Annotated in this window: 16 protein-coding genes and 2 pseudogenes; 4 read left to right on the forward strand and 14 right to left on the reverse strand. The window is 45.9% G+C overall.

Annotated features, from left to right (window positions below; genetic code table 11):
* Positions 1–6: 6 nt before the first annotated feature.
* Positions 7–1,938: a 3D-(3,5/4)-trihydroxycyclohexane-1,2-dione acylhydrolase (decyclizing) gene (gene iolD, locus B5G27_RS08070; RefSeq protein WP_087178388.1), complete on the reverse strand. Its 1,932-nt coding sequence runs from the start codon at positions 1,936–1,938 to the stop codon at positions 7–9.
* A gap of 20 nt (positions 1,939–1,958) precedes the next feature.
* Positions 1,959–2,744 (reverse strand): annotated as a pseudogene (locus tag B5G27_RS08075) (PfkB family carbohydrate kinase); the annotation flags it as partial.
* Between the two features lie 216 nt (positions 2,745–2,960).
* Here B5G27_RS08075 and B5G27_RS17060 point away from each other — a divergent pair.
* The 3 genes from B5G27_RS17060 to B5G27_RS08090 all read left to right on the forward strand — a co-directional run bounded on the left by B5G27_RS17060 (position 2,961) and on the right by B5G27_RS08090 (position 5,594).
* Positions 2,961–3,482, forward strand: a complete 522-nt coding sequence (locus B5G27_RS17060) for a DUF6431 domain-containing protein (RefSeq protein ID WP_442911428.1) — start codon at positions 2,961–2,963, stop codon at positions 3,480–3,482.
* Positions 3,483–3,546: 64 nt separating this feature from the next.
* Positions 3,547–4,791 (forward strand): DDE-type integrase/transposase/recombinase, encoded by a 1,245-nt coding sequence (locus B5G27_RS08085; protein ID WP_087178389.1) that lies wholly within the window; start codon positions 3,547–3,549, stop codon positions 4,789–4,791.
* Complete coding sequence (locus B5G27_RS08090) at positions 4,791–5,594, forward strand: ExeA family protein (protein WP_087177053.1); 804 nt, start codon at positions 4,791–4,793, stop codon at positions 5,592–5,594. The genes B5G27_RS08085 and B5G27_RS08090 overlap by 1 nt, the downstream gene beginning before the upstream one ends.
* A 153-nt stretch (positions 5,595–5,747) precedes the next feature.
* On the opposite strand, the pseudogene B5G27_RS08095 reads toward B5G27_RS08090, so the two are convergent.
* From B5G27_RS08095 to B5G27_RS08125, 7 genes and pseudogenes are all read right to left on the reverse strand, one after another.
* Positions 5,748–6,008 (reverse strand): annotated as a pseudogene (locus tag B5G27_RS08095) (PfkB family carbohydrate kinase); the annotation flags it as partial.
* A gap of 350 nt (positions 6,009–6,358) precedes the next feature.
* Complete coding sequence (locus B5G27_RS08100) at positions 6,359–7,384, reverse strand: LacI family DNA-binding transcriptional regulator (protein ID WP_087178391.1); 1,026 nt, start codon at positions 7,382–7,384, stop codon at positions 6,359–6,361.
* A 26-nt stretch (positions 7,385–7,410) separates the two neighbouring features.
* Complete coding sequence (locus B5G27_RS08105) at positions 7,411–8,286, reverse strand: DUF3881 family protein (RefSeq protein WP_087178392.1); 876 nt, start codon at positions 8,284–8,286, stop codon at positions 7,411–7,413.
* Positions 8,287–8,331: 45 nt separating this feature from the next.
* The gene (gene serS / locus B5G27_RS08110; RefSeq protein WP_087178393.1) at positions 8,332–9,618 is read right to left on the reverse strand and encodes a serine--tRNA ligase; all 1,287 of its coding nucleotides are present in this window, start codon (positions 9,616–9,618) and stop codon (positions 8,332–8,334) included.
* A gap of 21 nt (positions 9,619–9,639) precedes the next feature.
* The gene (locus tag B5G27_RS08115) at positions 9,640–10,167 is read right to left on the reverse strand and encodes a DUF4446 family protein (RefSeq protein WP_087178394.1); all 528 of its coding nucleotides are present in this window, start codon (positions 10,165–10,167) and stop codon (positions 9,640–9,642) included.
* Between the two features lie 52 nt (positions 10,168–10,219).
* Entirely contained in the window at positions 10,220–11,131 is a 912-nt protein-coding gene (locus B5G27_RS08120) for a ParB/RepB/Spo0J family partition protein (RefSeq protein ID WP_087178395.1), read from the reverse strand.
* Between the two features lie 2 nt (positions 11,132–11,133).
* Positions 11,134–11,901 (reverse strand): ParA family protein, encoded by a 768-nt coding sequence (locus B5G27_RS08125; protein ID WP_087178396.1) that lies wholly within the window; start codon positions 11,899–11,901, stop codon positions 11,134–11,136.
* A gap of 329 nt (positions 11,902–12,230) precedes the next feature.
* Between B5G27_RS08125 and B5G27_RS08130 the strand changes: the two genes are divergently transcribed.
* Positions 12,231–13,193, forward strand: coding sequence for an alpha/beta hydrolase (locus tag B5G27_RS08130; protein WP_206608986.1), 963 nt, complete (start codon positions 12,231–12,233; stop codon positions 13,191–13,193).
* Between the two features lie 722 nt (positions 13,194–13,915).
* Here B5G27_RS08130 and rsmG read toward each other — a convergent pair.
* The 5 genes from rsmG to B5G27_RS08160 form a co-directional block, all read right to left on the reverse strand.
* Positions 13,916–14,623, reverse strand: coding sequence for a 16S rRNA (guanine(527)-N(7))-methyltransferase RsmG (gene rsmG, locus B5G27_RS08140; RefSeq protein ID WP_087178398.1), 708 nt, complete (start codon positions 14,621–14,623; stop codon positions 13,916–13,918).
* A 95-nt stretch (positions 14,624–14,718) separates the two neighbouring features.
* The gene (gene mnmG, locus B5G27_RS08145; protein ID WP_087178399.1) at positions 14,719–16,611 is read right to left on the reverse strand and encodes a tRNA uridine-5-carboxymethylaminomethyl(34) synthesis enzyme MnmG; all 1,893 of its coding nucleotides are present in this window, start codon (positions 16,609–16,611) and stop codon (positions 14,719–14,721) included.
* On the reverse strand, positions 16,577–17,989 hold the full coding sequence (mnmE, locus tag B5G27_RS08150) for a tRNA uridine-5-carboxymethylaminomethyl(34) synthesis GTPase MnmE (protein ID WP_087178400.1): 1,413 nt from the start codon (positions 17,987–17,989) through the stop codon (positions 16,577–16,579). The genes mnmG and mnmE overlap by 35 nt, the downstream gene beginning before the upstream one ends.
* A gap of 144 nt (positions 17,990–18,133) precedes the next feature.
* A complete protein-coding gene (gene jag / locus B5G27_RS08155) occupies positions 18,134–18,991 on the reverse strand; it encodes an RNA-binding cell elongation regulator Jag/EloR (protein WP_087178494.1) in 858 nt (285 codons plus the stop codon).
* A 60-nt stretch (positions 18,992–19,051) separates the two neighbouring features.
* Positions 19,052–20,401: a YidC/Oxa1 family membrane protein insertase gene (locus tag B5G27_RS08160; RefSeq protein WP_087178401.1), complete on the reverse strand. Its 1,350-nt coding sequence runs from the start codon at positions 20,399–20,401 to the stop codon at positions 19,052–19,054.
* Positions 20,402–20,412: the final 11 nt, after the last annotated feature.

Here is a 20,412-nt window from a genome sequence, read left to right on the forward strand (position 1 = left end):
TCCAGATCAATAATCCCTTGCTTCACTGCGCTCTTTCATCACCTCTTCACTGGCTTTGCGGACGCTTTCTTTCTCAGAAACATCTGCAATGCCCACATCCCACCAGGATCCATACCCGTCTGTCATAGTCTTTGGTATAACTTTCAGGTCAAACAGGCAGGCTGTTCTCTGTGTTTTGGCATCTTCAAGGGCGTCTGTCAGTTCCTGGACCGTGCGGCATGTATATGTCTTTAATCCATACCCTTCTCCGATCTTTGCATAATCTACGGGGATCAAGTCTCCCGTCGGTTTCCTGCCGTCCGTATAGCGGAACTCGGTAGCAATACTCCCGATCCCGTGGTTCATTTCCAGATTATTGATGCATCCGAATCCACAATTATCAAAGATCAGGATATTTACTTTCTTTTTTTCCTGCATAATGGTCATGATCTCACTGTGGAGCATCTGGAAACTGGAATCTCCCACCACGCAGTATACTTCATTATCCGGTTCTGCCATTTTTACTCCCAGTGTTGCAGCCACTTCATATCCCATACAGGAATAGCCGTATTCCGCGTGGTATCCGCCTCTTTTATCTGTCTTCCACATCCGCTGCATACAGCTGGGGAGAGAACCGCCCGCTGTAATGATCGTGGCGTTTTTGTCGATCGTCCTGTTGATTGCCGCCAGGGCAGCCGTCTGCGTGATTTTTCCGTCTGTCAGCCTGACAAATTCCGGTATCGTCCGCATATCTCTCGCTTTGATGAGAGGCTCGAAATCCTCTCCCGTATATTCAATCGACCCGAGCCGTTCCAGCTCTTTATCCCATGCGGCTTTCGCGCGCTCGATCTCGTCTGTGTAGGCGGACCTGTAATTTCTTTTCCGCAGCTTTTCCGCCAATGCCTCTATCGTCACCCTGGCATCTCCGACCGCTTTCACCGCATCCAGTTTATATGCGTGGTAGCGGCTGTTATTTATTGTCACGAAACGGACATTTTCATTTTTAAACAGGCTCTTGGATCCTGTCGTAAAGTCAGACATCCTGGATCCCACAGCAATTACTACATCTGCGTCTTTTGCAAGAATATTAGATGCGGATGTACCTGTCACCCCGATACCTCCCAGGCAGTACGGATGGCTGGACCTGCATGCGCTCTTCCCTCCCTGTGTCTCGCCAAATGGGATCTTAAACTCTTCGCAGAATTTTTCCACTGCCTCGCCTGCTTCAGAGTATCTTACTCCGCCGCCTACAATCAGGAGTGGTTTTTCTGCCCCTGCGATCACTTCCGCAACATCTTCGAGTTCCTCCTCCACAGCGGCTGGTCTTGTGATCCTGTGGACCCTCTTACGGAAAAAATATTCCGGGAAATCATATGATTCCCCTTCCGTATCCTGACACAGGGAAATACAGCACGCTCCCGTCTCCGCGGGATCTGTCAGGACACGCATCGCATTGATAAGCGCTGTCATGACCATTTCCGGTCTGGTCACTCTGTCCCAGTATTTGCACACCGGCTTAAACGCATCGTTTGTAGTCGTAGCCAGGCTGCTGCTCTGTTCCAGCTGCTGTAAGACCGGATCCGGCCGCCGGGAAGCGAATGTGTCTGCCGGAAAAACAAGCAGAGGAATATTATTTACCGTAGCTGTCGCACACGCTGTAACCATGTTTGCCGCGCCCGGTCCGATAGAGGAAGCGCATGGGATGATCTTCTTCCTGTTCATTTGTTTTGCAAAAGCTGTTGCCACATGGCACATCCCCTGTTCATTTCTTCCCTGAAAAACTTTTAACTGTCCCGGATCGCTGTCTAATGCTTCCCCCAGGCCTACTGCGATCCCATGTCCGAAGATCGTAAAAAATCCTTCTACAAATTTTGTTTCTTTCCCGTCCATGGAAACATACTGATTATCTAAAAATTTCACAATCGCCTGGGCTGTTGTCAATCGAAGTGTTTTTGTCATTTTTCCTTCTCCCTTTCCGTTTACGCTCTTGCCACCATTTCACCGTATTTTTCTTTTTCTTCCCTGATAAATGCTTCCACCTCTTCCGGTCCGGGAAGTGAATCCGAACAGTTATTGCTCCTCACCATCATGGAAGCTTCCGCAGAGCCGAATTCCAGGCAGTCAATTATCTCCCATCCTCTGTAAAGCCCATACAGGAAACCGGAACCGTATCCGTCTCCTCCTCCGAAACCTTTCCTCGCCTCTACCGGGAAAGGCTTGATACTGAATTTCTGTCCATCGCATGTATATGCGGCAGATCCGGACATTCCATGTTTGATGACCAGGATCTTTGCATTATGCGACTGCCAGTATGCAGCACTCTGCTCATCATCCATTCCCGGGCAGATCAGCCTTTCTGTCAGGTCAAATTCTTCTCTGGAACCCATGATAATATCCGCTTCTTTTGCAACAGCTGAGTAATAAATGGAAATTTCATCTTTATTTTTCCAATTATAAGCCCTGTAATCTATATCAAAAATGATCCTCGTATTATTTTTCTTTGCCAGCATCACCGCTTTCATAGCTGCTTCCCTTGACGGGCTTTCTGCCAGTGAAGTCCCCGAGATCAAAATCGCTTTCGTATTTTTGATATACTCTTCATCTATATCATCCACACTGAGCTGAAGGTCTGCGATGCAATTGCGGTACATCAGTATACTGCTTTCCTCAGGTGAAAGCATTTCTGTAAAAGTAAGCCCGAGTTTTTCTCCGCCTGTACATTTTGTGATATGGCTGGTATCAATTCCCTCTTCATTAATGTTATCCCGCATTTTATCTACCTTTAAATCATGTTATATTCAGCTGAATTAAAAAGAGGCATAGCATAAATTATTCTGATAGATTTTCCATCAGATTGCTTTATGCTATGCCGTTTGTGTTATCATAATGGTCGTTGCATTAAAATAGCAGGCCTGCACCCTGGAAAGTCTGGCCTGCTACTGCTCATACGCACAGTATTGCCTGTGCACATTCACAAGACTATGATAACCATTTTTGTCAGGGATTGCAATCAGATTTCTCAATCCTTTTATGATTCTGTTATTTATAACCTTCCATTCCATCAGCTGGCCTGTTCCTGCGGCCACGCTGCCTGCCTCTCCATACACGGCTACTACAGGCGGACTGTGAAACTCCCTTCCGGACCTCTCCGGCTCAGAGTCTGCCGGGTAAAGTGTTCGGAATGCGGGGCTACCCATGCGATCCTCCTGTCTTCCATAGTCCCCTACTCCCAGATCCCTCTTTCTGACCAGCAAAGGATCTGTAACGACTACGAAGAGGGAAGGTGCGTCAGTTCGACCTGTGCAGACAATCCATCCATTGATGAGAATAACGTCAAGTCAGTCCTCCGAAACTACACACGCTGCTGGAGGGAAAAGCTCTGTTCCCTCAGGATACCTCTCTCCCCAATAAATGCGCTGATCCGTTCCTGTTTTTCGGATTATTCTTCCCAGTTCATGCAGATACACCGGCGGGTCAACAAACTTTTTCCCTATCCCACATAACCTTACCTGACAGGCTTCCTGTTGCCTCTTACAATAAAGAAAAAACAACAAGGAGGCCTGACCTATGGAACAGGAAAAGAAACAGGCAGTCGCACTGATGCGTTATTCAGCGATTGCACCACTCATTACAGGCACCCAGGAAGACTATGAATCCCTGAGTGCTTATTTCCGCACCGTTTCGGCAAAAGGGATCAAAGCGCCGGACGGTTCTCTTCGCCACTATTCTCCGGGAACTTTGGAAAAATGGTATCTTGCCTACCGCAAATCCGGCTTTGATGCTTTGGTTCCCACCGGCCGTTCTGACTGCGGTGTCAGCCGGAAGATTGACGGGGACCTGAAAGAGCAGATCATCTATCTCAAACACCAGTATCCCCGGATGTCTGCCGCAGCAATCTATAAGCAGCTCCAGGACAACGGCAGCATCCGTTCCGGGCAGCTCTCAGAATCTACGGTCTGCCGTTTCATCAACCAGCTCGTCCTGCAGCAGCGCCTGACAAACAATCAGGATATGCGGCGTTACGAGAGGCCGCACATCAATGAGGTATGGTGCGGCGATTCCAGTGCCGGCCCATGGCTCAAGACCGCAGACGGCAGGAAACACCGTGTCTACGTGATCGCCCTGATCGATGATGCCAGCCGGTTTATCCTTGGCGCGGATGTTTTCTTCCGCGATACCTTCGTGAACCTGATGTCCGTCATGAAGTCTGCCGTCTCAAAGTATGGCAAGCCCAAGGTTTTCAACTTTGATAACGGCCCGGCCTATAAAAACCGGCAGATGGAACTGCTGGCTGCCCGGATCGGCTCTGTGATCAGTTACTGCCGCCCCTATACTCCCACGCAGAAGGCCAAGATCGAACGGTGGTTCCGTACCCTGAAGGACCAATGGATGGCATCCCTGGATATGAGGGACTTCCACACACTCGAAGAGCTCCGGGGCAGCCTGCTGGCCTATGTCAGAAGCTATAACCAGAGGCCCCATTCCTCCCTGAAAGGGATCTCCCCGCAGGAACGCTTCTTTCAGGAGCCGGAATTGATCCGCCGCCTGCCGGATGAACAGATCGAATCCTCTTTCCTTCTTGAGATCGAACGCAGGGTATCGGCGGACTCGGTCATCGTGATCGACCAGACAGAGTATGAGGTCGATTACCGTTTTGCAAAGCAGCGCATCACCCTGCGTTATACGCCGGACATGAAAGATATCTTTGTTGTGGAGGCCGATGGTTCCCTTACGCCGATCCACCTCCTCAACAAACAGGACAACTCCTTTGTAAAACGTGACAAAGTACGGCTGGCAGGAGGTGAGGACTGATGGAGCTTACTGCGCGTTACGGACTTGAATTCAACCCATTTTTAAAGAATTCCAAAGAGATCCTTTTTGAGGGTACTGAATATACGGAAGCGAAGTTCCGGCTGGATTACCTCGCAAAGACGAAAGGCTTCGGCCTTCTTACCGGCGCCCCCGGCCGTGGGAAAACAACACTGGTACGTTCCTGGTCTGCCGGGCTGAATCCTTCCTTATACAAAGTGATCTATACCAGCCTCTCCACGGTTACGGTAAATGATTTCTACCGTAATCTTGCCGTATCCCTTGGTGCGCAGGCTTCCTACCGTAAAACAGAAAACTTCCATATCATTCAAGAGGAGATCAACCGCCTTGCCCTGGACAAACGGAAAACCCCTGTGATCATCATTGATGAGGCGAACTATATCAAGAACGCCGTCCTGAACGATCTGAAGATCCTGTTCAACTTTGAGATGGATTCCCGGGACCGGGCAGTGATCCTTCTGGTTGGGCTGCCCCAGCTGAACAATACGCTCCAGCTGTCCATCCATGAGCCACTCCGCCAGCGTATCATTATGAACTACAACATTGAAGGGTACTCAAAGGAAGAGGGGCGCGCTTACATTGAGTGGAAACTGAAAAAAGCAGGCTGTACAGACTCTGTTTTTGACGATGCAGCAATTGAAGCGATCCTGAACGCTTCCGATGGGACAGCCCGTGTGATCAGCAAGCTCTGCAATGCCTCACTTGTGATTGGACACAGCCAATCTGCAGGCCGCATTACATCCGACATTGTCATGCAGGCGATCAACGACAGCACGCTTGGCTGAAAAGGCATCCGCAATTAATTTGCGGATGTTTTTCTTTTAGGAAAACAATTCGCAGAAACAGCCATTTTTAAAGTGACTGTTCCCCCCATGGGAGCCGAAATCGGCATAAAATAATCTGCCTGATAGAGCATCATTTAATTTGCCGGACAACACATTAAAGTAATCTGTCACAAACTCCCCAAACTGGTCATCTGAAACTTTTCCGATAAATCCGGTCTTTAATCCATGCCGGGTGACTCCAACCGCAATGTTAGCAGGAGAACCTCCTACAAATTTTTCAAACATATGTACTTTCTTCAAAGGTTTAAATTCTTCCTTCACCTGATCGTTATATGCCGGGTTAAAATCGATAGCCACCCTTCCGAGCAGGACCAGGTCCATCTTTCTTGTTTCATCGAATTCTATATATTTCATTTTTCCTCTCCATACCTTTCACTGTCTGCGTGTATTAGTGTGCTTTTATATGTATTAGCGTGTGCTTTTCTTAATTCGTATGGTAACACATTTTTGCACATTTAACAAGTACTTTACGGATTTTGTACTTATTATTTTGATTTCTTAAAATACTTAGTTCATAAGTTCTAATAATAAATCCATTTACATTCTGTTTTTCAGCACTATTTATATTCTTTTGCAGCTTTTTTCGCACGCATAAAGCACGCAGAGATTTCAATATCAAAATTTCAGCATCAAAAAAAGGCGCAGGCACGTTCATCAACGCGCATACGCCTTTTTTCGTAACAGATCCTGTAAAGTAACAGATCCTATAAATTATATTTTGTTTTAATGATAATATCTGTAAACAGGAACTCTTTTTTCTGTGTCTTCCCATTCAGCAGCAGGTCCGCCAGGATAAGCGGCGGCTTATGCCCCTGGACATAACCGTTCTGATCGATAAGAAAATCTACCGTATTATCTTTCAGCGCCTTTTCATTCTTTGGCGTCTGGTCATAGATCACGACATAAGGGCGTTTATCCAGCTTCAGTTTTTCAAACGCCTTTCCTACCCCGGCCTGCCCTCCGGAAACTACCAGGATCCCGGTGATGCCCTCGATATTTGTCATCACATTCTCTATGATCTTTTCGACCTCCGCTGTTTCATCAAAGCTTCCATGTACTCCTGCGATTTCCAGCTCGGGATATTCTTTTTTTACCTCTTCCAAAAAACCGTCCACGCGCTGGTTATCTACATGATTACTAAAGTAACCGGTGATGATCAGTATTTTTCCCTTTCCACGTGTGAGCATGCCAAGCAGTCCGGCCGCTGTCCTTCCACTCTTGCGGTTGTCCATACCAACAAAACAGAGCCGCTTGCTCCCGACAATATCTGAATTAAATGTCACCACCGGGATTTTTTTCTCTACTGACAGAGATTCAAGCTTTTCCCTCACAGACTCACAGTCAACCGGCATAACAGCAAGACCACTGATCCCCTCAGACTCCAGTTCTTCAATAAAACGGAGCTGCTCTTTTTCATCTACTGTCATTCCTTCTTTTAAGATCAGCTCGATATTTTTCTCTCTGAGCTCTGATGCCGCCTTTTGGATCCCTCTATTTACTTCCAGCATAAAAGACGATCCTGCAAGTTGTGTTACAACGCCTATTTTAATGGGTTTTCCCCTGGAAGCTGTCTGTCTGCGGCTTCTGGGAACATATCCCATTTCATCTGCGATCCGCAGGATCCTTTCCGAAACCTGAGGATCGATCCGCCCTCTGTTGTTGAGAGCCCTGTCCACTGTTCCCCTGGATACTCCTGCAGCTTCCGCTATTTTTTGTATCGTTACTTTCATACTTCACCTCGATCAGTACAAGGTCTTTAGAAATTGATATACCCCTGCAGCCAGATCGTGCCCTTAAACCTCCGCCCGATCTCCGGCTCTCCCATGACTTCCTCCGCCGGCACGCATACGTCAAACTGCATTTCATTGACATTGAGCTTCATCTGGTACAACTCCACCCCTGTCGCTGAGTTTGTCCTGTGCCTGACTGCAAGTATCTCGCCCATGATGGAATACAGGTCGCACTCGACTCCATAAGGCATAAAATATGTGTCAACGATGGAGAAAACATCTTCATTCGCAAGGCGTCTGGATACCTGCGAATAAATATCAATATCATCCAGAGTCAATGTCTCTATCGCGCTCTGGTCTCCGTTCCTCGCTGCATTGAGCAGCATTTTTCTGTTGTCTGACGCCGCCTGCTCACTCTTTAGCTGCCGCTCATCTTTCACGACAGGCAGGAGTATCATCCCGGACAGAGCCAGACCGGACAATGTGACTGATGTTGTGACTCCTGTAGTAAATCCGGCCTGCCGCTCTCTCATATACTCGATCCCGTTCTGCAGGGTGAAGATCAGGCTGATCCCGATCTTAGAATCCTCGCACATTCCCACATACTGCTCTTTTTCAATCTTCCTCTCTATGGCAATGTCTGCGTAGGTACTGATCCCGCTCCCCTCGAAATAGGGGAAATAATAATCCGGATAAAAATTGTCATCGCCGTCAAGCTCACCGCAGATCGCAACGCCGACACACTGCCCATACTCCCTGCGCAGCTCGCAGAAATCTTCCCCCGGCCTGTATGAAACGATCGTCTGATGTGTAAATCCAGCCTCCACATCATCCATAAGATCTTTCAGATCATATCTCGTATTGATATTATCAAATCCGATTGCTTTTAAATACTGATGCATCTGCCCTTCATCTTTCTACAATTATTTCCCGGAGAGTATCCGCCTCTATTTTTTCGGGACGATCTTATCATTGCCGCCCATATACGGTCTCAACACTTCCGGTATCCTGACAGAGCCGTCCGCCTGGAGATTATTCTCAAGGAATGCGATCAGCATCCTCGGCGGAGCGACTACTGTATTATTCAGTGTATGCGCGAAATAGCTTCCGTTTTCTCCTTTTACGCGGATACCAAGTCTCCTTGCCTGTGCATCGCCCAGGTTCGAACAGCTTCCCACTTCGAAATACTTTTTCTGGCGCGGAGACCATGCCTCCACATCCACGGATTTCACTTTCAGATCCGCAAGGTCTCCCGAGCAGCACTCCAGTGTCCTTACCGGGATATCCATAGAGCGGAAGAGGTCTACCGTATTCTTCCAGAGCTTGTCATACCAGTCCATGCTTTCTTCCGGCTTACATACAACGATCATTTCCTGCTTCTCAAACTGATGGATCCTGTATACGCCTCTCTCTTCGATCCCATGCGCGCCTTTCTCCTTGCGGAAACACGGTGAATAGCTGGTCAGCGTCTGCGGGAGCTCATCTTCCGTAAGCTGTGTATTGATAAATTTGCCGATCATAGAATGCTCGCTCGTACCGATCAGATAGAGGTCCTCTCCCTCGATCTTGTACATCATGGCATCCATCTCTGCAAAGCTCATAACCCCTGTCACTACATTGCTGCGGATCATGAACGGGGGTACACAGTAGGTAAATCCTCTGTTGATCATAAAATCTCTTGCATATGCGATCACAGCCGAATGCAGTCTTGCGATATCTCCCATGAGATAATAAAATCCGTTTCCCGCGACCTTTCTCGCACTGTCAAGGTCGATCCCGTTAAAGGACTCCATGATCTCTGTGTGATACGGGATCTCAAAGTCCGGTACCACCGGCTCTCCGAATCTTTCCAGCTCGACATTTTCACTGTCATCTTTTCCGATCGGCACAGACGGATCGATGATGTTCGGAATCGTCATCATGATCTTTTTGATCTTTTCCTCTACATCTTTTTCCTCTGTGGACAATTCATCGATACGTCCTGCGCTCTCTGCCACTTTTTTCTTGAGTGCTTCCGCCTCTTCAAACTTTTTCTGAGCCATCATGGCCCCGATCTGTTTGGACGCTTTATTCTTTTCAGCGCGGAGAGCCTCCACTTCCTGCTTGATCTCACGGTTTCTCTTATCCAGTCCGATCACTTCGTCCACCAGAGGAAGCTTTTCATCCTGGAATTTATTTTTGATATTCTGTTTTACTACATCCGGATTTGTTCTTAAAAATTTAATGTCTAACACTTTTTTATCCTCTCATTTCTTTTATTTTTCCATGTCTTTTATATCGTATTTTTCCTGATAGATCGTTTTTTCAAGGCACTGCTTCTCCTCTTCTGAAAGTTCGATATAGCTTTCTCCTCTTACGATCTCTTTGATATAAGTATAGCAGCCTTCCCGGCTGTGCATGGCATTTAAGATCCATCCATTATCATTTTCATCCAGCATAGTCAGGGCGAAACTCAGATTTCCTCCCATTTCATGGAATGCATCATATCTTACGATCCCAGCTTTCTGATAATGGGATTCCACCTTTTTTCTCAGGTCTTCAATTTCCTTTTCATTGATCTTGACCAGGTCCGAGATTTCTTCCAGTTCTTCAAATTTATTAAATATTGTTTGTTCGATGCTTTTTCCATTCTTGCCGCGCATAAAAACGGAATAACTTTTCTTCAGTCTTTTATATTTATCACCCAGCAGTACGAGCAGGATGATAAGTATGATCTGCATTATAAAAAGGACCACAAAAATATAAAACGGGTCGATCCCTAAACTGCCCAATATCCCATCCATTCTTTCCTACATCTCCTTTTAATCATACAACTCCCCGGTTTTACTGACCTGACTATTTCGCATGGATCGACATGATCAGGTCATAGATACGTTCCAATTCTTCTTCCGAATAATATTCTATCTCTATTTTACCCTTTCCATTCGCTTTTGGATTCACACTTACTTTTGTTCCGATGATATTTTTCATCTGCTCTTCCAGATTCTCGTACACAAACGTGTGTTCGACCACTGTTTTCTTTATTTCTTTTTTAGGATTTTTCAATGCTTTAACAAGCTTTTCTGTTTCCCTGACACTCAGTTTTTCATCGAAGATCTTATTTGCAAGCATATACTGCTGTTCTTCATCATCGATCGCGAGCAAAGCCCGTGCATGTCCGGTACTGATCATATCATCTACGATCATCTGCTGTACTCTGGAGCTTAATTTTAAAAGTCTCATTGAGTTTGTAACAGCAGTCCTGCTCTTAGAAACCCTCTCGGCAACTTCATCCTGTTTCAGGTTGAATTCTTCAAGAAGTCTCTTGTATGCCATCGCCTCTTCGATTGGATTAAGGTTCTCCCGCTGGATATTTTCGATAAGAGAGATTTCCACAATTTCCTGATCCGTATAATTCTTAACGATAATAGGAACCTCTTTTATCCCTGCGATCTTTGCTGCTCTCCACCTTCGCTCTCCGGCAATTATTTCATAATAATCTTTTTTCTTCTGTACGAGAAGAGGCTGGAGAATTCCAAACTGCTTGATAGAGTCAGCTAATTCCATAAGAGAATCTTCATCAAAATCTTTTCTCGGCTGTTCACGGTTCGGTTCAACTTCATTGATCTTCACCAGGATTTCACCGCTTTTACCGGATTCCTCTTTTTTTTCTTTTCCTTCTGTTTTATCTGAAACTGCAGGTTTCACCTTTTTATCCGGGATAAGACTGTCCAATCCCTTTCCCAATCCATTTCTTTTTGCCGCCATAACTATTCTTCTCCTTTATGAATAACTTCTTCCGCTAACAGCATATAGCTTTCCGCCCCTGTTGATTTTGGGTCATAGAGATTGATCGGCATGCCATAGCTTGGCGCTTCAGCCAGTCTGATATTTCTCGGGATAATTGTCTTATAGATATTCTGATTAAGATTATCTTTGACATTCTCCACTACCTGTAATGAAAGATTCGTCCTGGCATCATACATAGTAAACACGACGCCTTCTATTTCGAGCTCAGGATTCAATCTTTCCTGTACAAGTTCTATTGTATGTATCAGCTGGCTCAATCCCTCCAGTGCATAGTATTCGCACTGTATCGGTACGATCACCGAGTCAGCGGTAGTCATTGCATTTATAGTCAGCATACTTAACGCCGGCGGACAGTCTATTACAATAAAATCATAATCATTTTTTACTTTTTCAACTTCACTTCTTAAAATATATTCCTTATTTTCAACGCCTATCAATTCAATTTCTGCGGCGGAGAGATTAATATTCGAAGGAAGTACATCGAGATTTTCCAAAGCATCTCTGCAAATACATTCTTCAATCCCGGCATTGCCTATAATAAGGTCATAAACCGTTTTTTCTGCCTCGTCCTTATCAACGCCCAGTCCGCTCGTCATATTTCCCTGAGGATCCATGTCAAGCGCAAGGACTTTCTTATTCATACTCGCAAGAGAAGCAGAAAGATTAATGGCAGTAGTCGTCTTTCCTACTCCTCCTTTTTGATTGGCAATTGCAATGATTCTCCCCATTTTTGCCTCCTCACAAAACCTCTTTTTCAGATACTTATTCATTATAACACTTTTCAATTTATTAATCTATAAAATGTTTCACGTGAAACATTATTTTATCTATTTTTCATTAATGTTTCACGTGAAACATTGTTAATTTACCTGATGACATGATAACACATTCGCACATTTTTCAACTTACTACAAACGAACAAAATCCAGATGTAACGGAAAAATATTATCGGTTTAATATTCAGCCAAATGTTTCACGTGAAACATTTAGCTATTCTTGAATTGAATTTATCCATGTAGTATAATAATAGAAAACAAAAAAAGGGTGGTGAATACTTGTGAGTTGGAAGAAAAATATCAGTTTAGCAGCTGTATTTATCGGGACAGCACTCGGTACAATGCATGTTGTAAACCGACTTTTTAATTATATTGCAACAGCTGACAACAGGCTTAATGAAGAGACTTACGAATATTATGAATGGAGATTTGGAAAGATTGCTTATAAGAAAAAAGGTTCCGGTTCTCCTCTTCTCCTTGTGCACAACCTTGATGTATGTTCTTCTTCCCATGAGTGGAATAAAATAGAATCATCGCTTGCAAAAACATATACTGTTTACTCTCTTGATCTTTTAGGATGCGGATGCTCAGATCATCCTATCCTGACTTATACGAACTTTTTATATGTACAGTTGATAACTGATTTTATCAAACACGTTATAGGGGAAAAGACTGATGTCATTGTTTCCGGAGATTCATCGCCTTTTGTACTGATGGCATGCTCTAATGATGATACGATCATTAATAAAGTGGCTATGATCAACCCGCAGAATCTTGTATCACTTGCCAAAATACCTACAAAGCGTACAAAGACAGTTAAATATCTTTTGTCAGCACCTATAATAGGCACTTTTATCTATAATATGAGTGTAAATAAGAAAACAATATCTCAAAAATTTGTTTCTTCATATTTTTATGATCATAATAAGGTAGATGAGAAAGATATTTTAACCTGCTTTGAATCTTCCCACAAGCATAAAGCTCATTCAAAATATCTTTATGCCTGCAAAAAATCAAGATTTACAAACGCAAACATCTTGTGCTGCCTAAGTAAGTTAAATAACAGTATTTTTATTATAGTGGGAAATTCCAACCCGGAAAATACATTATCAGCAAATCAATACCAAAATCAGCTTCCTTCTATTGAAATAGTGGGGATAGATGAGACAAAACAGCTTCCACATGTGGAAAAGCCGAAAGAATTCATAGAACAGATACAGATACTCTTTTCCGAAGAAGAGTAGAAATCTGTAATTGTGGGGAGTCGGCTGATTGGTGAAGCGTCCGAAAACCTTCTATATAATTCAGGACGTTTTTGCGGCGGACGGGGATATGGCTCAGGTTCCGGTTCCGTAATCTGGTAAAGACGTAAAAGGGAGAAAACATGGCTAAAAGCAATTGTCCGGCGGAAGATTCGGCTCCGCCTCAGGCATCCGCCGGACAATTAACGCCACGCTTTCTCCCTTTAAGTCTTTCCAATAGATTACTCCAAGTCACCGTCGCCATATCCCCGTCCGCCGCAAAAGGCGCATCAAATGGGAACGGTTTTCTGTGCGCATCCGATCGGAAGGTCCCCGCGGACAAATGCAGGATTTCGAAAGTTAAGCTAAAGGGGAACTTCAGCGGAGAAACAGAAATTTAAAATAAGCGGCAGTTCAGGCTGGACTTCCGGGAGGGAGTTAGTCGTTCGATTTGGCACAGCGAGCTGTGCCTCTCTTGTTGTATTCTTGCAAAAACTTGAAATCCGGGACTATGCGTTGAGATCAGCAGGGGGCTTGTCTGAGGCAACGTCAGTTGCTCCCTGCTGATCTCTGTTTTTAGCATAATCCCGGATTTCTTAGTTTTTGCTGCCCTGGAGCCCCGGAGCCGAAGTCGCCCATATTCCCGCGCTGAATACACCCTCGACACCTGCGCTTCACTGTTTTCGGACCGTTTACACCACTGATGGCTCCCCCACAAATACAGCTTAAAGCGGTTCTTTTGCCGGCACTCCTGCTTTTCTTGGATATTTTCCCGGCGTATTCTTTACCTTATCGATCTGTACGAGTGCCCGCCCGATATCTGTATCCGGCAGCATGAATTTTTCTATCTTTTCTATTTTCCCTCCGAGTATGTTGACCGCGTTTTCTGACGATCTTATCTCCTCATCCGCCTCACCGCTTTTATAAGAAACGAATGAACCGCCTTTTTTTACAAACGGGAGACAATACTCGCTAAGTGTGGAAAGATTTGCCACTGCCCTGGACACGCACAGATCGAATTTTTCCCTGTATTCTGCTTTTTTTGCGTAATCTTCTGCCCTGCCGTGCAGTGTCCTTATTTCTTCCAGATCCAGCTCCCGGATCACATCATCAAGAAATTTCAGTCTTTTATTCAGCGAATCAAGCAGGACTATTTCTATATGCGGGAACGCGATCTTTATCGGTATTCCCGGAAATCCAGCGCCTGTCCCGACATCGATGAGAGTAGATATCTTTGACATATCTTTTAATCTTACAATTGTAAGACTATCTGTGAAATGCTTTAGATTCACTTCGTCATAATCCGTGATCCCTGTAAGGTTCATGACCTTATTGCGCTCGACGAGAAGTTCATAATATCGGTCAAACTGTTCTCTCTGTCTCTCTGTAAGAGTAATCCCTGTCTTTTTTAATTCTTCTGCAAATTTATCCATATTTCCAATCCTGACTTTTTATCATTACTAAGATTCTGACTCTTTGCACAAGTCTGCGTTTTGGGGATATATCTCCCTGTTTACGGCTTGTACTTTTATGACATTTTCAGATACACAAGCAGCACTGATATATCCGCCGGGGATACACCTGATATCCTGGACGCCTGTCCGATGGAAGCGGGCCGGATCTGATCCAGTTTCTGCTTTGCTTCGATCCGAAGGCTCTGTATTTCATCGTAATTGATATCTTCCGGTATTTTTTTATTCTCCAGCTTTTTAAACTGCTCTACCTGGCGCATCTGCCGTTTGATGTAGCCGTCATATTTAATATTGATGTCCACCTGTTCCTGTACGTCATGAGGGAGTTCCGGCCTCTCCTCATCGATCTCCCGGAGTTTCTCATAGGAAAGTTCCGGCCGGCGGATCAGCTCGGCAAGCGTTGTCCCGGAGCTCAGGGGCGTGCTTCCGTATCGTTCCAGCACTTCCCTGACTTTCGGGGAAGTACCGATATTTGTATGCTCGACACGTTTCCTCTCTTCCTCGATCATCCGCTCTTTCTCAAGCAATTTCTGATACCGTTCCTCACTGATCAGACCCACCTCATATCCGATGCGGGTCAGGCGGATATCCGCGTTGTCCTGTCTCAGAAGAAGCCGGTATTCCGCCCTTGAAGTCATCATGCGGTACGGCTCATGGCTTTCCTTTGTCACAAGATCGTCGATCAGGACGCCGATATACCCCTGGGAACGGTCAATGATGATCCCGTCTTTTCCCTGCAGTTTCCGCGCGGCATTGATCCCCGCGATCAATCCCTGGGCTGCTGCTTCCTCATAACCGGAGCTTCCGTTGAACTGCCCTCCGCTGAAAAGCCCTTCAATATTTTTAAACTCAAGAGTGCTCTTAAGCTGCCTTGCGTCAATGCAGTCGTACTCGATCGCATAGGCATTCCTGACGATCTTCGCATTCTCCAGGCCGGGCACACTCCGGTACATCTTATACTGCACATCTTCCGGAAGGGAACTGGACATCCCTCCCACATACATTTCATTTGTATGCCGTCCTTCCGGCTCGATAAATACCTGATGCCTGTTTTTATCAGGGAATTTTACAACCTTGTCTTCGATCGATGGGCAGTATCTTGGCCCTGTCCCCTCGATCGCACCGGAAAAAAGCGGAGACCGGTCCAGATTCTCCCTTATGATCTCATGCGTTTTCTCATTTGTATAAGTAAGCCAGCAGGACGCCTGGTCGATCTGGACGCTTTCCGGGTCAGTTGTGAAGGAGAAGGGAACAACTCTCTCATCCCCCTTCTGCTCTTCCATCTTACTGAAATCGATAGAGTTTCTCGCGATCCTCGCCGGAGTCCCCGTCTTAAACCGGTACATCTTTACCCCGAGATTTTTCAGGCACTCCGTCAGATGATCCGCGCTCTGGAGACCGTTCGGCCCTGTGTGCATACTCACATCGCCGTAAATACACCTTGCCCTTAAATAGGTCCCCGTACAGAGCACGACAGCCTTACAAGGATAAATGCATCCCGAATAGGTCTGCACTCCTGTCACTTTTCCGTCCTCTGTAAGGATATCCGTAACCTCCATCTGACGGATGTCCAGATTTTCCTGTTCTTCAAGTACCTGCCTCATGGCCCTGCTGTAATCCGCCTTATCCGCCTGCGCCCTCAGAGAATGGACCGCCGGCCCCTTTGACTTATTGAGCATTTTCGACTGGATAAACGTCCGGTCAATGACCTTTCCCATCTCGCCTCCCAGGGCGTCTACTTCTCTGACGAGATGTCCTTTCGAACTGCCCCCGATATTCGGATTGCACGGCATGAGCGCGATGCTGTCCACGCTCACAGTAAACATGACAGTGCGAAACCCAAGCCTTGCTGCAGCCAGCGCCGCCTCGCATCCGGCATGTCCTGCCCCGATCACTGCGATATCATACCTGTCACTATTTTCCCATACAGAATTTGCTGAATATTTCATTTACCAAATCTTCTCCTACTGATTCTCCCGTAATACTTCCAAGCGCCTCATAAGCATCCATCAGGTCAATGGAATAAAAGTCCTCCGGCATCCCTGCATTGATACTCTCAACTACCTTTTTCATACTTTCCTCTGCGTCTGCCAGAGCATTTTTCTGCCGCACATTTGAGATACATATCTGGTCGTTAAAAGAAACTATTCCGTTTAAAAACATTTCTTTTAATTTCTTTTCTAACTTTTCAATTCCTTTTTCTTCTTTTGCGGAAACGGATATGACCGGGATTTCCTTTTTGGTTTTTCCCTCTTCCGAGAAGCCGGAGCATATAGAACCTGCCTTCTTTTTTATCATCTCTTCAGTGACTACTGTATCCAGGTCCGACTTATTCAGAAGGATCACCGTGTTTTTATCTTTGATCAGAGGCAGGATCTTCTCGTCATTTTCATCAAGCTCCCTCGATGCGTCCACGACATAGATGATAAGGTCCGCCTTTCCCGCGTATTCCATCGCCCTGTCGACCCCGATCTTTTCGATCACATCCTCTGTCTGCCGGATCCCCGCCGTATCGATCACATTCAGGCTCAGATCCCCGAGACGTATCTGTTCCTCAAGGATGTCTCTTGTTGTCCCCTCTATGTCTGTTACGATCGCTCTCTCATGCCCTGCCAGCACATTCAGAAGGGACGATTTTCCTGCATTTGGCTTCCCGAGGATCACCGTGTTGATCCCCTCTCGGATCACTCTCCCATTATCAGCGGAGCTGATCATTTCTTCCAGATCGTGTATGATCTCTTCTGCTGCTTCCAGTAAAGTATCCGCGTATCCGTCGATTTCTATATGCTCCGGATCGTCAAGGGCTGATTCTATAAACGCAGTGTGATAAATTATTTTATTTCTTATATCAATTATTTTGTTTTTTATACTTCCTTTTAATTGACTTAAAGAGCTTTGCAGCGCATACTCATTTTCCGAATTTATCACATCGATGACCGCCTCTGCCTGGGACAGATCCATCTTACCGTTTAAGAATGCCCTCTTTGTGAACTCCCCGGGCTCTGCCGGGCGGGCGCCGTTTTTCAGCACTGTTTCCAGCACTCTCCTGACGACAAATGTCCCGCCGTGGCAGTTGATCTCTATGGTATCTTCCCCTGTAAAAGTGCGGGGAGACCTCATTGCCATGACGAGTACTTCATCCACAGTTTCCCCGCTGTCAATGATATGACCGTAGTGGATCGTATGGCTTTCTGCATCTGACAGTCTCTGTTTTCCCCTGTATACTCTGTCCGCAACGGCAAATGCGTCTTCCCCGCTGATGCGGACGATCCCGATCCCGGAATTCGTCATTCCTGTGGAGATCGCAGCTATCGTTTCTTTTTTCATAACTTTCCAGACTCCGTATCCTCTCCCGGTACATGGGTATCCGGCAAGAGTTTCTCTCTCATGATGCCAGTTTTAAAAAAGGACGCTGGCTCCTTCACGAAAGTATCCGTGAAGCGTCAAACGTCCTTTCGCTTCCGAGTTAGATTATCTTTTCAGTGTGACTACTACCTTTCTGTAAGGATCTTCTCCTTCGCTGTGTGTTGTCACATAAGGATCAGACTGCAGTGCAGAATGGATGATCCTTCTTTCATAAGGATTCATCGGCTCGAGTACAACAGGCCTTCTGTTTCTCTTTACTTTATGCGCGATGTTCTTTGCCAGATGTTTCAGTGTCTCTTCCCTTCTCGCGCGGTAGTTCTCTGTATCGAGCTTAACCCTTACATAACCTGCCTGGTGTTTGTTTGCCACACGGTTTGCCAGGTACTGGAGAGCATCCAGTGTCTGGCCTCTCTTTCCGATCAGGATCCCCATATGCTCCCCCTTCATGTCAACATAAAGGGCGCCGTCCCCGTCGATGGAAGATGTGATCTCAACTTCCATGTCCATTGCCTTTAAGGTATCCTTCAGGAACTGTTCTACTGCTTTTATCGTCTGCTCTTCGACTTCTGCGAGCACCTGCTCTTCTTTTGCCGGCTTCGCAGGCTCTTCCTTCTTTTCCTCAGCCTTTTTCTCTTTCGGCATTTTCGCGGGTCTGTCTTTTGCCTTTTTTACAGGCTCTTTCTTCTCTTTTTTTGGCTCTTCCTTTTTCACAGGCTCGTCCAGGATGGAAGAAATCTCTTCTTTTACAGCCTCCCTGAAATCTGAGATATCAGGCTCCTCTGTCTTTTCTTCTTTTTTCCAGGCCTCGATCACAGCCTGCTTCATTCCGATCCCAAGGAATCCCGCGCTTCCCTTTTCGATCACATTATATTCAAGTCTGTCGCTTGTTACTCCGAGCTGGATCAATGCTTCTGTGATCGCATCGTCCAGTGTCTTTGCCGATACTCTGATACTACCTTTCATCCCGATTCCTTCCTTTCTCATATGCAGTTCTTCTATTTGACCTGCTCTTGGACAGACAACTTATTTTTTCTTTTTCCCTTTTGTATTTTCAGCCTTCTCTTCTTTCTTCTCCTCAGCCGTATCCTCTGTCTTATGTCCGCTGTTATAACGCGCTACGAGGTTGGCCTTTGAAGTAAGGCTGCCGGGTTTTGCACTCTTTGCAAGTTCCTGTGCTTTCCTGATCTTTTCTTCCTTATCCGGATCAGCGGTGGATTTCTTTGCAGTGGAAACTCCTACGTTTCTAGTGCTCTTTGTAGCCATCCTGTTGATCTCTTCCGCTGAGGTTCCTTTTTTCTCGCGCTTTTTCTGAGCCTTTTTGCGGTTCTCTTCGATAATATCTTCCACGCTCTTCTTTTTCAGGTACTTATTTACTGCCAGCTGCTGGATGCTGCGCACCGCTGCACTGGCTACCCAGTAAAGGCCGAGACCTGCCGGGAGTGTGAAACCGAATACAACAGAGATCAGGGGCATTGTATATGTCATTGTCTTCATGGAGCTTGCCATCGGATTATCCGAATCCTGGAGCATAGCTCCCGAAGCGCCCATCTGGGAAAGCTTCACGCTGATAAACTGTGTCACACCTGCGAGTACAGGGATGATGACCGCCAGGATCACGCCGATGACTGACGCCGCCGCGAGGGCGTCCTTTAAGAGCTCCCACGGATGTGTACCGATGTTGATCCCCAGGAAATTGTTCATTCCCGCAAGGTCAGATACTGTCTTGTCGATCGTCCCCTGAAGCCCGGGGATCTTATCTCCCAGCGCATCCCATGTTGAAGACTGGAATTTATACAGCACTGTCGATAATTCGCTTGGCTTTGTCAGGTCGAATGAATTAATATTCGGAACGACTGTCTTTGACACAGACTCAATGATTTCCTGATACCCTGATGTAGCCTGGATCTTTTCCACAAGAGGAAGGAATACATTCCTTACCTTTGTTACATATTCCGGCACATACATAACTACCGGGTAGAGTCCGAACAGGATCAGGATCTGCATCAGTGACGGCAGGCATCCGCTGGACATCTTTACTCCGTATTTGTCGTAGACCAGGTTCATCTCTTCCTGCTGCTTCATCATAGAAGCCTGGTCTTTTTTGTTTGCATATTTTTTCTGGATCTTCTGCAGTTCAGGCTGCATGACTGACTGCATTTTGGAAAATTTCTGCTGTTTGATCGTAAGGGGCATCAGGATCGTATATACAATGACCGTGAAGATGATAATGCTGATACCGATATTATCGATCCCGATCAGGCTCATCAGATTATAAAGCCCGTTCATGACCTGGCCAAGCACCCATGATATCTGCTTGATGACCGGCAGGTCGTAGATTCCTCCGCCAACAGCTAAAAGCCCGTAAATTTCCATTACTTGTCCTC

It is taken from the genome of Lachnoclostridium sp. An76, from assembly GCF_002161355.1.
GTDB lineage: Bacteria > Bacillota > Clostridia > Lachnospirales > Lachnospiraceae > Mediterraneibacter > Mediterraneibacter caccavium.

Excerpts from the sequence above, each read along its gene's own strand:
- iolD (WP_087178388.1), bottom strand. The coding sequence starts at position 1,938 with ATGACAAAAACACTTCGATTGACAACAGCCCAGGCGATTGTGAAATTT.
- B5G27_RS17060 (WP_442911428.1), top strand. The coding sequence starts at position 2,961 with ATGATAACCATTTTTGTCAGGGATTGCAATCAGATTTCTCAATCCTTT.
- B5G27_RS08085 (WP_087178389.1), top strand. The coding sequence starts at position 3,547 with ATGGAACAGGAAAAGAAACAGGCAGTCGCACTGATGCGTTATTCAGCG.
- B5G27_RS08090 (WP_087177053.1), top strand. The coding sequence starts at position 4,791 with ATGGAGCTTACTGCGCGTTACGGACTTGAATTCAACCCATTTTTAAAG.
- B5G27_RS08100 (WP_087178391.1), bottom strand. The coding sequence starts at position 7,384 with ATGAAAGTAACGATACAAAAAATAGCGGAAGCTGCAGGAGTATCCAGG.
- B5G27_RS08105 (WP_087178392.1), bottom strand. The coding sequence starts at position 8,286 with ATGCATCAGTATTTAAAAGCAATCGGATTTGATAATATCAATACGAGA.
- B5G27_RS08115 (WP_087178394.1), bottom strand. The coding sequence starts at position 10,167 with ATGGATGGGATATTGGGCAGTTTAGGGATCGACCCGTTTTATATTTTT.
- B5G27_RS08120 (WP_087178395.1), bottom strand. The coding sequence starts at position 11,131 with ATGGCGGCAAAAAGAAATGGATTGGGAAAGGGATTGGACAGTCTTATC.
- B5G27_RS08125 (WP_087178396.1), bottom strand. The coding sequence starts at position 11,901 with ATGGGGAGAATCATTGCAATTGCCAATCAAAAAGGAGGAGTAGGAAAG.
- rsmG (WP_087178398.1), bottom strand. The coding sequence starts at position 14,623 with ATGGATAAATTTGCAGAAGAATTAAAAAAGACAGGGATTACTCTTACA.
- mnmG (WP_087178399.1), bottom strand. The coding sequence starts at position 16,611 with ATGAAATATTCAGCAAATTCTGTATGGGAAAATAGTGACAGGTATGAT.
- mnmE (WP_087178400.1), bottom strand. The coding sequence starts at position 17,989 with ATGAAAAAAGAAACGATAGCTGCGATCTCCACAGGAATGACGAATTCC.
- jag (WP_087178494.1), bottom strand. The coding sequence starts at position 18,991 with ATGAAAGGTAGTATCAGAGTATCGGCAAAGACACTGGACGATGCGATC.
- B5G27_RS08160 (WP_087178401.1), bottom strand. The coding sequence starts at position 20,401 with ATGGAAATTTACGGGCTTTTAGCTGTTGGCGGAGGAATCTACGACCTG.